Source organism: Rhizobium sp. OAE497 (assembly GCF_040546565.1).
GTDB lineage: Bacteria > Pseudomonadota > Alphaproteobacteria > Rhizobiales > Rhizobiaceae > Rhizobium.
In genome coordinates this window covers 2,962,394-2,977,066 of the sequence record NZ_JBEPOA010000001.1, presented here as the reverse complement: position 1 = coordinate 2,977,066, position 14,673 = coordinate 2,962,394, and the positions used below count along the sequence as shown (strand labels likewise).

The 14,673-nt window shown below is 63.5% G+C and carries 13 protein-coding genes; 3 read left to right on the top strand and 10 right to left on the bottom strand.

Features of this window, described 5'->3' with window-relative positions; all coding sequences use genetic code 11:
* Positions 1 to 228: 228 nt before the first annotated feature.
* Positions 229 to 1,674 (top strand): sensor histidine kinase, encoded by a 1,446-nt coding sequence (locus ABIE40_RS15140; RefSeq protein WP_199627743.1) that lies wholly within the window; start codon positions 229 to 231, stop codon positions 1,672 to 1,674.
* A 15-nt stretch (positions 1,675 to 1,689) separates the two neighbouring features.
* Here ABIE40_RS15140 and ABIE40_RS15135 read toward each other — a convergent pair whose 3' ends face one another.
* The 7 genes from ABIE40_RS15135 to ABIE40_RS15105 form a co-directional block, all read right to left on the bottom strand.
* Positions 1,690 to 2,349, bottom strand: a complete 660-nt coding sequence (locus tag ABIE40_RS15135) for a response regulator (protein ID WP_112719993.1) — start codon at positions 2,347 to 2,349, stop codon at positions 1,690 to 1,692.
* Positions 2,350 to 2,699: 350 nt separating this feature from the next.
* Positions 2,700 to 3,551, bottom strand: a complete 852-nt coding sequence (locus tag ABIE40_RS15130; RefSeq protein WP_130284102.1) for a phosphodiesterase — start codon at positions 3,549 to 3,551, stop codon at positions 2,700 to 2,702.
* A gap of 34 nt (positions 3,552 to 3,585) precedes the next feature.
* Complete coding sequence (ugpC, locus tag ABIE40_RS15125) at positions 3,586 to 4,665, bottom strand: sn-glycerol-3-phosphate ABC transporter ATP-binding protein UgpC (protein ID WP_199627742.1); 1,080 nt, start codon at positions 4,663 to 4,665, stop codon at positions 3,586 to 3,588.
* Positions 4,666 to 4,700: 35 nt separating this feature from the next.
* Positions 4,701 to 5,615, bottom strand: coding sequence for an ABC transporter permease subunit (locus tag ABIE40_RS15120; protein WP_199627741.1), 915 nt, complete (start codon positions 5,613 to 5,615; stop codon positions 4,701 to 4,703).
* Positions 5,612 to 6,523, bottom strand: coding sequence for an ABC transporter permease subunit (locus ABIE40_RS15115; protein WP_199627740.1), 912 nt, complete (start codon positions 6,521 to 6,523; stop codon positions 5,612 to 5,614). The genes ABIE40_RS15120 and ABIE40_RS15115 overlap by 4 nt, the downstream gene beginning before the upstream one ends.
* A gap of 85 nt (positions 6,524 to 6,608) precedes the next feature.
* A complete protein-coding gene (locus ABIE40_RS15110; RefSeq protein ID WP_199627739.1) occupies positions 6,609 to 7,940 on the bottom strand; it encodes an extracellular solute-binding protein in 1,332 nt (443 codons plus the stop codon).
* Between the two features lie 134 nt (positions 7,941 to 8,074).
* Positions 8,075 to 9,256: a PfkB family carbohydrate kinase gene (locus tag ABIE40_RS15105; protein WP_199627738.1), complete on the bottom strand. Its 1,182-nt coding sequence runs from the start codon at positions 9,254 to 9,256 to the stop codon at positions 8,075 to 8,077.
* 150 nt (positions 9,257 to 9,406) lie between these two features.
* On the opposite strand from ABIE40_RS15105, the gene ABIE40_RS15100 reads away from it, so the two are divergent.
* A complete protein-coding gene (locus tag ABIE40_RS15100; protein WP_199627737.1) occupies positions 9,407 to 10,288 on the top strand; it encodes an endonuclease/exonuclease/phosphatase family protein in 882 nt (293 codons plus the stop codon).
* 45 nt (positions 10,289 to 10,333) lie between these two features.
* On the opposite strand, the gene ABIE40_RS15095 is transcribed toward ABIE40_RS15100, so the two are convergent.
* The 3 genes from ABIE40_RS15095 to ABIE40_RS15085 form a co-directional block, all read right to left on the bottom strand.
* Positions 10,334 to 10,987: a methionine ABC transporter permease gene (locus tag ABIE40_RS15095; RefSeq protein WP_199627736.1), complete on the bottom strand. Its 654-nt coding sequence runs from the start codon at positions 10,985 to 10,987 to the stop codon at positions 10,334 to 10,336.
* Entirely contained in the window at positions 10,968 to 12,050 is a 1,083-nt protein-coding gene (locus ABIE40_RS15090) for a methionine ABC transporter ATP-binding protein (RefSeq protein WP_199627735.1), read from the bottom strand. Before ABIE40_RS15090 ends, ABIE40_RS15095 begins: the two co-directional genes overlap by 20 nt.
* A gap of 95 nt (positions 12,051 to 12,145) precedes the next feature.
* Positions 12,146 to 12,982 (bottom strand): MetQ/NlpA family lipoprotein, encoded by an 837-nt coding sequence (locus ABIE40_RS15085; RefSeq protein WP_199627734.1) that lies wholly within the window; start codon positions 12,980 to 12,982, stop codon positions 12,146 to 12,148.
* 239 nt (positions 12,983 to 13,221) lie between these two features.
* Here ABIE40_RS15085 and ABIE40_RS15080 point away from each other — a divergent pair, with 239 nt between their 5' ends.
* Positions 13,222 to 14,625 carry an FAD/NAD(P)-binding protein gene (locus ABIE40_RS15080; protein WP_199627733.1) on the top strand — a complete coding sequence of 468 codons (1,404 nt, stop codon included), beginning with the start codon at positions 13,222 to 13,224 and terminating at the stop codon, positions 14,623 to 14,625.
* The last annotated feature ends 48 nt before the right edge of the window (positions 14,626 to 14,673 follow it).

The window sequence follows — 14,673 nt, the reverse complement described above, 5'->3', positions numbered from 1 at the left end:
TCGCCAATGCTTGATCCCCAGTGTGAAATCGCAGGGCTATTCCGGTCGCCTTTCGGTTTTTACTGTGCGGTCATGCCGCGAGCGCAAAAATCCGGTGGAAAGTGAACGGCATTATCTGCGATGATCAGATGATGTCTTCGGGGGAGGCCATGGCATAGTTCCAAAGGTCCGGAGACGTCTAAAGACTTTGGTCTTCAGGGGGCCGGGACTTTCGACCCGGGAGGAAATGTGACTTACGTCCCGTACAAAAAGGAGCCGGGCGGCGGTGTGTCCGGCATTTCCAGGGTGTGGCAACGCCTTGATCTGACGCAGCAATTTCTGATCGTTGCCGGGCTCGTCATCTGTTGCTCGATGGCGCTTCTCGGCGAGTGGCTGAGCGGTCGGATCGCTGCGAACCAGCTCAGAAGCCGGGCCGAGTCCGGGGCGCTCTACATGGAGGGGTTCCTTGCCCGCCATGTCGATGGACCGGCGAGCGACCCCAAGGTCTCGGCGGCCCGGCAGCTCGAACTCGACGATCTCCTGATCGGCACCGATCTCGCAAGACGGGTCGAGGGCTTCCGGATCTGGCGGCATGATGGACTGGTCATTTACAGCACAAACAAGCAGCTGATAGGCCAGAAATTCCCGTCCGAGGACATCGACCGCGCCTTTGCCGGGCAGGTCGTGGCGCAGCTGGAGGACAGCCATGACGACGGCGAGGAGGACGGGCCGCCGACGCGGCGGCCGCTGATCGAGATCTACGCGCCGATCTACGAGCCTGATACCCATGAGGTGATCGCGGTCGGCGAACTCTATGAGGAGGCTGCGGATTTCATCGTGCAGCGCAACCGGGTGCAGCAGCAGACCTGGGCGATCGTCGGGGCGACGACGCTGGCGATCATGGCGCTCTTGTTCCTGATCGTGCGGCGCGCCAGCCATACGATCGCCTATCAGCGGATGATCCTGAAGACGCAGCTGACCCAAGCGCAGGCCCTGGCGCGGCAGAATACCGAGCTGCGGAAGGCGGCCGACCGGGCGCGCATGGATGCCAGCAAGTCGAACGAGCAGCTGTTGAACCGGATCGGCGCCGATCTGCATGATGGCCCGGTGCAGCTACTCAGCCTGCTGATCCTGAAGCTCAGCGGCGGGGCGTCAGGGCTGCCGAAGGCGGCGCTCGAGCACCTGCCGGATATCAGGGGCGCCGAGCTTGCGCCGGCGCATCTTGCCCGGCTGGTGCTGAACGAACTGCGCGAGCTCTCGACCGGGCTCGTCATGCCGGAGATCGAGCATATGCCGCTGGAGGCGGCGCTGCGCAATGCGGTGGAGCAGCATGAATATGCGACGGGCTCGAAGGTGTCGGCTGACTACGAGGCGCTGCCGGAGCGCGTCGCCCATCCCCTGAAGATCTGTCTTTACAGGGTGGTGCAGGAGGGGTTGAACAACGCGTTTCGCCACGGCGGCGGGCAGGGGCAGCATGTCTCGGCTTCGGCCGATCTTTCGGCGATCACCGTCGTCATCACCGATGAAGGTCCCGGTCTTTCGGCGCCGAGCGCCACGTCGAGCCACCGCCCGCTCGGGCTGCAGGGCATCCGCAACCGTGTGGAAGCCTTCGGCGGCAGCGTCGAAATCCGGGCGCGGCAGGGGTCGGGAACGGAGTTGAGGGTGATCGTGCCGATGGAGGGAAACGGCATCTAGGGCGTCGCCCGGCGTTCAGTGGCGCGGCAGCGCCTCTCCGCCGCCTTCGAGCTTCTGCGCGGCAATCAGCACTTCCAGGCGATTGCGGGCATTCAGCTTCTGCATCAGGATTGTCATGTAGTTCTTGACGGTCTTCTCGCCGATATTGAGGCCGGTTGCGATCTGCTTGTTGGTGAAGCCGCGCAACAGCATGCCGATGATCTGCCCTTCGCGGATGCTGAGCTTCACATCGCCGCCCGCCTTCTTGCGCAGCGAGGCGATCTTCAGCTCCTCGATCACCTTGCAGGCAAAGGCCGGGGTGATGAACATGTCGCCGCGGTGGACGGCGGCGATCGCCTGGATCAGCTCCTGGATGCTGCTGCCTTTCAGCACATAGCCGCTGGCGCCGGCATTGAGCGCACGCACGGCATAGTCGCTGCCGGTATTGGCGGTGAAGACCAGGATTCTCGTGCGGATTTTCTCAACCAGCTTGGCGATCGCGTCGAAGATATTGCCGGGCATCATCAGGTCGACGATGAAAACATCGGGCGCGCATTTCAGCCCGATCTCCAGCGCATCATCGGCACTCGATCCGGTGGCGGCGACCGTAAACTTCGGATGGCTTTTCAGGATTTCACTCAATCCCGCCAGCATTACCGGGTGGTCGTCTATGAGTGCCAATGAAATCTTGCTCATTTTACGCACCATCTACAACTTACATAGAATAATTTATAGGATCAAACCAATATAGTGTCCATCTAGTCCATTAGGACTACATTGGAAGTCGTAATATCGCTTGCGATGGATGTTTTATTCTATGCTATCTATTTGCCGTAACTTGCAATTGGTTCGCAATTGCATCTGTGGCCTTGTCTGCTCGACATGCCCGGCAAAGCCGCCCTTTTGGGGTGGGTGAGGTGGTTCGATGCGGTGCTTCGCTCGAAATAATTCACTATCAATGCGTGTATCGATAGATTTCGTGCACGCCGATTTCCCGGCTGCAAATGCGTCGCGAGCCAGGCCGCCCCGGCTCGCGACTTATGCGGTCAGGCCTCGCTCTTGACCGGCATATTCTCCGCCATCGTCCGCTTGAAGCCGCCACCGCCGCCCATGCCGGGGGTGATGATCACGGGGTAGAGGTAGAGGAAATCGTGGAAGTGGACGACGGTCGTCGGGCCGTCGGCGAGGGTCACGGCATATTCTGCCGGGCCCGAGCGGTCGGGATGCTTCATGCCGCTGAGATTGAGGCCGGCCTGGTGGTTCAGGCCGTAGCTCATCGACATCGGGATGCCGTGCCAGGAGCCGGCGATCGGGCGGTGGACATGGCCGAAATACATGTGACGGATGGCCGGATGCGTCTTGAGCACGGCGAGCAGCGGCTCGTCGTCCACCATGCGGATCCGGTCGACGCCCATGCCGATGTCGAAGGGCGGGTGGTGGAAGAAGAGGTAGACGGGCTTGTCCAGCACCTCGGCAAGGCGGTCCTTCAGCCAGCTGAGGCGGGCCTCGTCCATATGGCCGGTATGTTTGCCATGCTCCACGGTGTCGAGCATGATCAGGCGGCAGCTGTCATAGTCGATCACCGATTGGACGAAGCCGTTGTCGTCGACGGGCTGATCGGGGAAGATCGAGCGGAAGTTATCGCGATTGTCGTGGTTGCCGATCATAAGCCGGTAGGGGATGACGGTTTCCTGGTCGAGGATATCGCGCAGCAGCGCATAGGCTTCCGGCTCGCCGCGATGGGTCAGGTCGCCGCTGAAGATCAGCCATTCGGCATCTGCCTGGTTGGCGCGGATATCGCGCAGCGCCTGGCGCAGGCGCACTTCCGGATCGGTATCGAACAGCGCGCCGCCCGGCGGCATCAGGTGCACGTCGGTCAGCTGGATGAATTTGGGCATGTCAGTCTCCTTATGATTTGGTGATTTTATCGTTTCAGGCTGCCGCGCTTTTCGGCTGCAATTCCATCAGGCGGCCGTCGCTGCCGAAGAAATGGAGGTGTTCGGAGGGCAGGCTGACCGGGAGTGTGGTGCCGACGGCCTGCTTGTCGCTGGCGGGCAGCAGGGCGGCCATGCCCGTCTGGCCGATCCGCAGATGCACCTGGCGGCCGTTGCCGAGCTCCTCAACGAACTCTACCGGCAGATTGGCGCCCCGGCCGATCTGCACATGCTCGGGCCGGATGCCGGCGACGATCTCGCTGCCGGGTGCTGCGGGCACGGCGCCGCCGAGCGGGATGCGCATCTCGCCGCCGAGCACTACGCCACAGCCGCTGTCATCGACAACAGCCGGGATCAGGTTCATCGGCGGGGAGCCGAGGAAGCTCGCGACGAAGACGGTTGCCGGGCGCTCGTAGATATCGGCAGGCTTGCCGATCTGCTCGATGCGGCCCTTGTTCATGACGATCAGGATGTCGGCAAGCGTCATCGCCTCGATCTGGTCATGGGTGACGAACAGGCTGGTGACGCCCTGCTTGCGGTGCAGGCGCTTGATCTCGAGCCGCATCTGGGTGCGCAGCTTGGCGTCGAGGTTGGAGAGCGGCTCGTCGAAGAGGAAGACCTTGGGTTCGCGGATGATGGCGCGGCCCATGGCGACGCGCTGGCGCTGGCCGCCGGAGAGCTGGCCGGGCTTGCGCTGCAGGTAGTCTTCGAGCTGCAGGGTGCGGGCGACCTCGGCGACGCGGCGGTCGATCTCGGCGCGCTTGACGCCTGCGACCACCAGCGAATAGCCGAGGTTCTGGGCGACCGACATATGCGGGTAGAGCGCGTAGTTCTGGAACACCATCGCGACGTCGCGCTGGCGCGGTTCCAGCGTCTCGACGCGGCGGCCGGCGATCTCGATCTCGCCGCCGGAGGCGCGCTCCAACCCGGCAAGCAGCCTGAGCAGCGTGGACTTGCCGCAACCGGATGGACCGAGGATGACGGCGAAGGCGCCGCGCTCGATCTGCAGGTTGAGGCTGTGGAGCACCTGCGTCGCGCCGAAGGACTTGGTGATGTTGGAAAATTGGATTTCGGCCATATGAAATATCCTTGCTTTTAGTCAGCCGCAGGCGGCTACTTTTCCGAGTTGACCAGGCCCTTGACGAACCAGCGCTGGGCGAAAACCACCACGGCGACCGGCGGCAGCATGACGAGCAGGGCGCCGGCCAGGATGACGTTCCAGTCCGAAGCGCCATCGGGGCCGGGCTGCATGAAGGTCAGCCCGATGGTCAGCGTGCGGTATTCGGAACCTGATGTGACGAGGAGCGGCCAGAGATACTGGTTCCAGCCGAAGACGAACATGATGACGGCAAGGGCCGCGATATTGGTGCGCGACAGCGGCAGAAGCACATCCCAGAGGAAGCGCAGTGCCCCGGAACCATCCATCTTCGCCGCTTCCGTCAGCTCGTCGGGGATGGTCAGGAAGAACTGGCGGAACAGGAAGGTGCCGGTTGCCGTGGCGATCAGCGGCAGGGTCAGGCCGGCGTAGGAATTGATCAGGCTCCAGTTGAGATCGACGCGGATGCCGGATGCGGTCTGGATCAGCCAGGCGAGGCCGGTCCATTCCAGGATCCGCTGCAGCGGCAGCAGCACGTTCGAGGCGACTTCGTAGGTCGGCACGATGCGCACTTCGAGCGGCAGCATCAGGGTGATGAAGATCATCCAGAAGGCGATGCCGCGGAAGCGGAAACGGAAGTAGACGAGGCTGAAGGCGGTAATCATGGCGATGACGATCTTGCCGACCATGATGATCGTCGCCGAAATCAGCGAGTTCATATAGAGCGTCGAGAAGCCGCCTTTTTCCCAGGCGGCGGCCATGTTGACCAGCAGCTGGTCGTCGGGCAGCAGCGGCTTCGGGAGTTCCGCCATGCGCTCCAGCGGCAGTGTCGCGGTGATGAACGACACATAGATCGGGAAGCACATCAACAGCGTTGCGGTGATCAGCACGGCATGGGTGACGAAATTGAGGATCGGGGTTTTCTCGATCATTCGCTTGCCTCCCCCTTGTCGGAACCGGCGTAGTGGACCTTGCGCTCGACGAAGCGGAACTGCAGCAGCGTCACCGAGATGACGAGCGCCATCAGGATCAGCGACTGTGCCGAGGACGAGGAGAGGTCGAGGCCGACGAAGCCGTCCTTGTAGATCTTGTAGACCATCGTCTGCGTGGCGTTGCCGGGGCCGCCCTGGGTCATGACGTTGATGATACCGAAGCCTTCGGTGAAGGAGGTCGTGACGTTGAGGACCAGCAGCAGGAAGAAGGTCGGCGAGATCAGCGGGAAGACCAGGTCGAAGAAGCGGCGCACCGGTCCGGCGCCATCCATGGCGGCGGCTTCGACGAGGCTGTTGGGGATTGCCTGCAGGCCGGCGAGAAAGAACACGAAATTGAAGGTGATCGAGGTCCAGCTGGAGGCGACGATGACCATGATCAGCGCGTCGCCGCCATTCAGCGACGGGTTCCAGAAGCCCGGATACCACTGGTTGACGATGCCCATGAAGCCGATCTGCGGCTGGAAGATATATTGCCAGGCGACGGCGGCGACGGGTGCCGCGACCGCATAGGGCCACATGATCGCGGTCTTGTAGATGATCGTGCCGCGCAGGCCCCGGTCGGCGAAGACGGCAAAGATCAGTCCGAGACCGAGCGCAATCACCGTCGTCGAAACCGACATGATCAGCGTGTTGCGGATGGCGCTGTGATAGACCGGGCTGACGGCGATCTCGGCGATGTTGCGAAGACCGACCCAGACGGCATCGCCGCCGAAAGGCGGTTCGAGCGTGAAGGACCAGAATAGGGCCTGGCCGGTCGGCCAGTAGAAGAACAGGAAGATGATCAGCAGCTGCGGACCTATCAGCAGGTAAGGCAGCCACCGCTCTTCGAAGACGACGCGTTTAATCATGTGATGCTCGGCCAGAAACTATGGGGAGCTTGCCCGGATCGCGTGGGGACCCGGGCAAGCGTGCTCGTGATCGTGCAATGCCGGATCAGGGCAGGGTGGCGCCCGGATAGGTGTCTGCGAAGCGCTTCAGCAGCTGGTTGCTGCGGTCGGTCGCGGTATCGAGCGCCTGCTGCATCGTCACCTGGTTGTTGAGAGCTTTCTGGATCTCTTCGGTGATGATGTTGCGGATTTCGACATAGTTGCCGAGGCGGACGCCCTTGGAGAGCGGCGTCGGGGTGGCGCGGGTCAGGCTCTTGACGGCGAGATCGCGGTTGACCTTGCCCTTCTGCTGGTAATAGCCTTCGGCGACGAGGTCGTTATAGGCCGACTTCGTGACCGGGATATAGCCGGTGCCGTCGGACCAGAGCTTCTGCTGCTCGGGCTGGGCGATGAACTGGTAGAAGGCGCCAACGGCCTTGTACTCTTCCTTCGAGAAGCCCTTCATCGTCCACAGCGCGGCGCCGCCAACGAGGCTGTTGATCGGCGTCACGTCCTTGTTGTGCGGCAGCTGGGCGACGGTCCAGTTGGTGCCCTTGGCGGTCGCCAGTTCATCGGTCGTGGTGAAGCCGGCGATCGAGTCGAAGAAGATCGCGCACTGGCCGTTGACGAACATGTCGCGGCGGGTGTCGATATTCGGCTCGTACTTGGCGAGGCCTTCGTCGAACCAGCGCTTCTGGCGCTCCATGTGCTTGACGAACAGCGTCTTGTTGATCTCGAGCTGGGCGTCGAGGCCGTCATAGCCGTTATTCTGCGTCGCGACCGGAATGTTGTGGATCGCCGAGAACTGCTCCATGTCGGACCAGAGGTCGATCGACCAGCCGATCGGGCACTTCGAGCCGGCCTTGTCGCGTAGGGCAACCAGCAGCTTGTCGAAATCTTCCCAGGTCTCGGGGAAGCTCGTGTAGCCGGCGGCCTTCAGCTGGTCGGTGTTGTAATAGACCATCGCTGTCGAGGAATTGAACGGGAAGGCCCAGAGCTTGCCGTCGCGGCCGGCATAATAGTTGCCGATGACGGGGAAATAGTCGTCCCAGTTGATCTTCAGACCGACGTCCTCAGCCAGCTGATAGGCGGGAACGACGGCGCCCGAGAGCATCATCGTGCCGGTGGCGCGGTCAACGACCTGCAGGATGTGCGGCGGCTTGCCGGCGCGAACCGCGGCCATCGCCTTCTGGAAGATCTCGTCGTAGGTGCCCTCGCGGGTGCAGTTGATGTGGTACTGGTCCTGGCTCTGGTTGAAGCGATCGCACTGGGCCATCACTTCCTTCTGCAGGCGGCCCGAAAGCCCGAACCACATGTTGATCTCAGTCTTGGCGCTGGCCGGTGCGGCACCGGTGAGCACCGCAAGCGTGGCGGCGGCGGCAAATGCAGCTTTGAACATCCCTATCTCCAAAATCGTTTGTGCGGCGGCCGGTTGGTCGGGCCGTCCGGGAACGGTGCGACCGAGTACCGTGAAAACGTTTCATCGGGATGACGGATATATGTCCGATTGGTGACTGCTGCAGATTTTTGCGGTCAGGAATCGGGCTGGCTGGAGAGGCTTGCAAGGCCGGTTGCGATGAGATCGGCGGTCACCGTGACGGTGTTTACGCCAATCGCGGCAATGGAATAGGAGGCGCCGACGGCCGCCCAGCGCGTTGCCGTCAGGGCATCCGCGGTGTTGAGGAATACCGCCAGGAAGATGCCGACGAAAACATCGCCGGCGCCGGTGACGTCGACGGGATCGACGGCCAATGCTGGAACGCAGACCGGCGCCTTGCCCGGCTGGATGAGAACGGAGCCGCTGGCGCCCATGGTCAGGACGATGCTGGCACCGCCGTCCGCCGCGTGGCGGGACAGCGTATCGGCAAGCTCGCCGTCATCGACATCGGTGCCCACGAGCTGGCGGGCGGCCGAGCGGCTCATGAAGATGAAGTCACAGCTTCTGCGCAGCGTGCCGAAGGCGGCCGGTGTCTGCCAGTGTGCAGGAAGGCCGGTCGTGTCGATGGTGACGAGATCCGGGCGCGAGGCGCCGGTCAGATGGAGTTCGTCAAGCAGGCCGACGCGGAAGCCTTCGAGATGCAGGCAGTGCTGGCCCTGTCGCGCCGCCGCCGCATTGAAATAGTCGCGAATGCGCGGGATCGGCAGCGATAACGGCTCATTGAGGATCGTTCGACGGCCGCCCGCCTCGACGATGACGACGCTGCGCGAGAGCCTGCCGCCGGTGACGCGTTCGATGGCGTCGACGTTGAGGCCGCATTCCAGCAGTTCGGCCAGCGCCCAGTCGCTTTCGGGGTCGTCGCCGAGCGAGGAGATCAGATCGACGGCCACCGGGAAGTCGCCGCCGAGCCGGCTTGCGGCGATCGCCACATTCGCTGCGGGTCCGCCGACCGACCTGTGGATCAGCTTGGCGGAGACGCGGCTGCCGGCCGGCGGCATTTCCTCGGTGAGGATGGAATGATCGATGCTGACATAGCCGATGGCAGTCAGCCGAGGGGCGCCTTGCGGCAATGGCGCTCCCTTGCGGGCGCGTTCCGTCTGGCCGACGAGCGAGCGGGCGACCGAGCTCGGGCGGTAGCCGAGCCTCTGGATCGCATCGAAAACGGCAAGGCGGTTTTCCTCGGTGACCGCCTTGTTGCCGTTGACGACACGGCTGACGGTGCCGATCGAAACGCGCGCCAGGCGCGCGACGTCCTTGATGGTTGCGCGATTTTTCATGGCTGGGATGGGCTCATCTGAGCAGGGGAAAGAAGCTTCATTGAATCGTCATCGAATGGTGTCGGAAGTTTCACATTCTTGGCCTAGTTCGTCGCGCGCAATGAAACGTTTTCACGACGTCCGGCGCAACTCAAATTTAAGCGAGGATCCATGCTAATCACAACTTATAACATCCAGTATACCCGCGGCCAGGACGACCGCTACGACCTGGAACGTATTGTCGATACCGTCAAGGACAGCGACATCATCGCCTTGCAGGAAGTTGAGAATTATTGGGACCGTTCCGGCAATATCAGCCAGTCTGATGCGATTGCCCGTCTGCTGCCGGATCACTATTTCGTCTGGGGCCCGACCGTCGACGTGCTGAAGGTCTCTGATGTCGAGGGCAAGCGCCCGACGGAATACAAGCGCCGCCAGTTCGGCAACATGATCCTGTCGCGCTATCCGATCCTGTCCACCCGCAATCACATGTATCCGAAGTTCACCGCGCCCGGCCCGCATACGATCCAGCGCGGCGCGATCGAGGCACTGATCCAGACGCCGTCGGGTCCGGTACGCTTCTACTCGACCCATCTCGACCATCTCGCCAGCCGTCACCGCATGGTGCAGCTGCAGGAGCTGGTGAAGGTCTCCAACCGTGCCTTCGAGGACGGCCCGGCGATCGGTGGCCGCGAAATCGTGCCGTCCTGGCGCGAAGAGCCGGCGCTGCCCGACATGCCGCGCGAAGCGATCCTTCTCGGCGACTTCAATTTCGAGCCGACCTCGCCGGAATATGAATGGATCTGCGGCGCCGTGAACCAGTGGCATGGCCGCCTGCCGGATGCATCCGGCTTCGTCGATGCCTACGTTGCCGCCGGTGGCGCGGAAGACGAGGGCCACACGCTCTACCGTGACATCGCCGCCAAGGCCGGCATCCGCATCGACTATTGCTTCGTGCCTGCCTGGCTCTCCAGCCGTATCAGCAAGTGCTGGGTCGACGAGCAGGCGACCGGTTCGGATCACCAGCCGCTGCAGGTCGAGATCGATCTCTAAGGCGAACTGGCGGCCGGGCAGCTTTCATGCCCGGCCGCCCCGATCTCAGCGATGGTCCAGCCGCTCCACCAGACGGTCGCCGAACCACTGGATGCCGCAGACCAGCACGATGAGGACGATGACGACGGCGATCATCACCGAGGTCTCGAAGCGCTGGTAGCCGTAGCGGATGGCGAGGTCGCCGAGGCCGCCGGCGCCGATGGCGCCTGCCATGGCGGAGGCGCCGATGAGGGTCACCAGCGTCACGGTGAAGCCGGCGACGATGCCGGGCAGGGCTTCGGGCACCAGGACCTCGCGGATGATCGTCCAGCGATTGCCGCCCATGGCGCGGACCGCGTCGATCAGGCCGCGGTCGACTTCGCGGAGCGACACTTCGGCGATGCGGGCATAATAGGGTGTCGCGGCGATCGCCAGCGGCACGATCGCCGCCCAGGTGCCGAGCGCGGTGCCGACGATCAGCCGGGTCAGCGGAATCAGCGCCACCAGCAGGATGATGAAGGGCACCGAGCGGAAGCCGTTGATGACGGCGCCGAGCGTGCGGTTGATCCAGAGATTTTCGGCAATGCCGCCGCGTGCCGTCAGCACCAGGGCGAGCCCGAGCGGCAGGCCCGCTACCAGCGAGATGATGCCGGATGCGCTGGTCATCAGCACGGTTTCCCAGAGCGACCGCAGCAGCAGGTCAAGCATGATCGGTGTCATAGCCGAGTACCTCCACCCGCGCCGAGCGGGCCGTCAGAAATTGTGCCACCTGATCCTGCAAGCCGGGATCGCGGGCCGGGACAGCGATGAAGAAGCGCGCGACCGGCTGGTTCTGGATATGGTCGATGCCGCCATGGACGAGGCGGAAGGAATGCGGCAACGCCGCCGAAAGATCGGCAAACAGCGCGCCCTGCGCTTCCGGTCCGGCGAGATTGACGCTGAGGATCGCCTCGCGGCCTGAGACGGGCGAGAGCCTGGCGGCGATATGCTCGGGGAGCTGCGGGCGGATGCTGCCGAGCAGGCTTCGGGTGATCGCCGTCTGCGGGTTGCCGAACACCGACCAGACCTGCCCTTCCTCGACGATCTTTCCGGCATCGATGACGGCGACGCGGTCGGCAATGCTGCGGATCACTTCCATCTCGTGAGTGATCAGCACGACGGTCAGGCCGAGCTTGCGGTTGATGTCCTTCAGGAGCGACAGGATCGAGCGCGTCGTCTCCGGGTCTAGCGCCGATGTCGCTTCGTCGGAGAGCAGCAGGGCGGGGCGGGCGGCGAGCGCACGGGCGATGCCGACGCGCTGCTTCTGGCCGCCGGAGAGCGAGGCGGGATAGGCCTTGGCCTTGTCCGAAAGGCCGACGAGATCGAGCAGCTCGCGGGCGCGCTGCAGCCGCTCGGATTTCGCCACGCCTTCGATCTTCAGGGGCAGCGCGATGTTCTCCTCGACCGTCTTGGCCGAGAGCAGATTGAAATGCTGGAAGATCATGCCGATGCGGCGGCGCAGCGGCTGCAGTTCCTGCTCGGCCAGCCCGGCAATATCGCGGCCGTCGATATGGATCTCGCCGCTATCGGCGCGCTCCAGCCCGTTCAGGCAGCGGATCAGCGTCGACTTGCCGGCGCCGCTGCGGCCGATGATGCCGAAGATTTCGCCCTTGCGGACGGTCAGCGAAATGCCGTCGAGCGCCGGTGTCTCGCCGAAGCGGCGCCGGACATCGGAAAGGCGGATGATATCCGCGGCGGCTTCGGCTTTCGGCCCGATCGCCGCGGCGGAAACGAATGAATTCATGAGATTATCCTCTGCAAACGCTCAAGGCGGCCCGGACAAGGAACGTCCGGACCGCCCTGGCTTCGCGCCCCTTTCCCCCAGGCGCGGATATCGGTTTAGTAGGCGCTCAGCCCCGTGCCCTTGTAGACCTTGTCGAACTCGGCCTTGACGGCGTCGTTCTGGTAGGAGGAGACCAGCGTCTTCACCCAGTCCGCATCCTTGTTGTCTTCCTTGACGGCGATGAAGTTACGGTAGGGATTGTCGGAGATCGGCTCCTGGGCGATGCGCTCCTTCGGCGACAGGCCGCTCTTCAGTGCCCAGTCGGTGTTGACGACGGCGGCGTCGAGATCGTCGATCGAGCGGCCGACGATGCCGGCATCGAGTTCCTTGATCTCAAGCTTTTTCGGGTTCTCGGTGATATCGGCGATGGTGGCGAGAATGCCGGTGCCGTCCTTCAGCTTGATCAGGCCCTCGTTCTGCAGGACGCGCAGCGCCCGGCCTTCGTTGGACGGATCGTTCGGCAGGCCGACGATGGCGCCTTCGGGAATCTCGGAGACGGCCTTGTACTTCTTCGTATAGAGGCCGATCGGCCAGACGCCGGTATAGCCGACGCGGACGATGTGGTAGCCGTGGGTCTTGATCTGGTTGTCGAGATAGGGCTGGTGCTGGAAGGCGTTGGCGTCGATTTCACCGCGCTCAAGCGCCTCGTTCGGCTGGGTATAGTCGTTGAAGGTGATGGTCTCGATCTTGAGACCCTTCTTCTCCGCTTCGGCGGTCACGACGCGCCAGACGTCTTCGTCTTCGCCACTCATGATGCCGACCTTGATGGATTTTTCGGCGGCGACCGAGGGAAGGGGGGTGGCAAGGGTTGCGAGCGCGAGGGCCGAAACGGCGAGCGCTGCGAGGCTTGCCCGGCGCGTCAGCGTCACAGCTGAGAAGGTCTTGTTGTTCATTTTGTTTGTCCCGTCTTGGTGATGAGATTGATCTCGAAACACAAAAAGCATGTCAGATCGGAGCACCGCCTTCGAAGTACGCCCGTCTCTTCTCGAAAGCGGCGCGGGAAAAGTCTTGCCGGTCTGCCCGATCTCTTCCGAATAAAATTCTATAATGTTTATAGACTATATTGGTTGTGCCGCGGCGCGAACCGTCCTATTTCGATGTGAAGAGTGATGAATCTGGATGCGAGTGCGAGATGACAGCCGGTGGCGGAAAATCGAAGGTCGTGGCGATCATCGGCGGCGGCGTTTCCGGCGCCGGCGTGGCGCTGCATCTGGCTGACGCGCTGCCTTCCGGTATCGCCGAGATCATCGTTTTCGAACCGCGCGAGGAGCTCGGCCGCGGCCTGGCCTATGATACGGAAGACCCGGCGCATCGCATCAACGTGCCCGCGGCACGGATGAGCCTCTTCCCGGACAGGCCGGAGGATTTCCTTGAGTGGATCGCTTCGACCGATGCCGTTAGCCGCGATCCCGAAGCAGCGCGGCCGGATGGCAATCTCTTTCCGCAGCGGCGGCTGTTCGGCGCCTATGCGGCCTCGCGCTTGCGACCGGCCATCGAGGCCGGCCGCATCACTCACCAGCGCGCGACGGTGACCGGGGTCGAGAAGACTGATGATGGCTGGCTGGTCTCCGACAGTACCGGCATCGAGACGCGGGCCGACTTGCTGGTGATCGCCACGACGCATCCGTCACCATCGCCGCCGCGCGGGCTGCAGGCGGTGCTGGCCGGTCACCCGCGCTATGTCGCCGATTCCACAGTACCGGGTGCTCTCGACAATATAGAGCCGGATGACCGGGTGCTGATCGTCGGCAACGGGTTGACGGCGGCCGATATCGTCGCCTCGCTCACGCTCTCCGGCCATCGCGGGCCGATCACCTCCGTCTCGCGCCGCGGCTTGCGCTCGCGCGGACATGCGGCGACGGCGCAGGATCCGTTCGGCGATTTTACCGCGCGGCCGGCGAAGACGGCTTCGGAATTGCTGCACAGCATTCGTCAGGCGATAGCGCAGGCAGCCGGGGAAGGGATCAGCTGGCATGCGGTGATCGATGAGGTCCGCGGTCATGGACGGATGATCTGGCAGGGGCTTCCGCTGGCAGAGCGCCAGCGCATCGTCCGCCATTTGAGACCGTTCTGGGACGTGCACCGTTTCCGCGTCGCGCCGCAGGTCGAGGATGTGCTGGAGCGGGCGATCGGCGAGGGGCGGCTGACTGTTGCCGCCGGTTCGGTCGCCGATGCCGAGCGGGACGGGGAAGAGATCCGCGTGGCGCTGCGGCTGCGCGACGGCAGCCGGCCGGTGAAAAGCTTCGATGCCGTCGTGGTGACGACGGGTCCGGCGCATGGCGGCATCCTGCAGAGCCAGTTTTGGCTCTCCGAGCTCGGCGATGCCGGTATCCTGGAGCTCGATCCGACGGGGCTTGGCATTGCCTGCAATGAGCGCTCCGAAGCGATCGGGCGGAGCGGCGACGCCGATCCCTCGCTGCTGATCGCCGGTCCGCTGGCGCGCGGCACTTTCGGCGAGCTGATGGGCCTGCCGCAGGTCACCGAGCACTCGGTCTTCGTAGCCAGCGAGCTGCATCGCAAGCTGACCGGCGGCTGACGCCGTAGACTTTCCCTCGATCATTTCTGACTGATCGTGCCGTTCCCA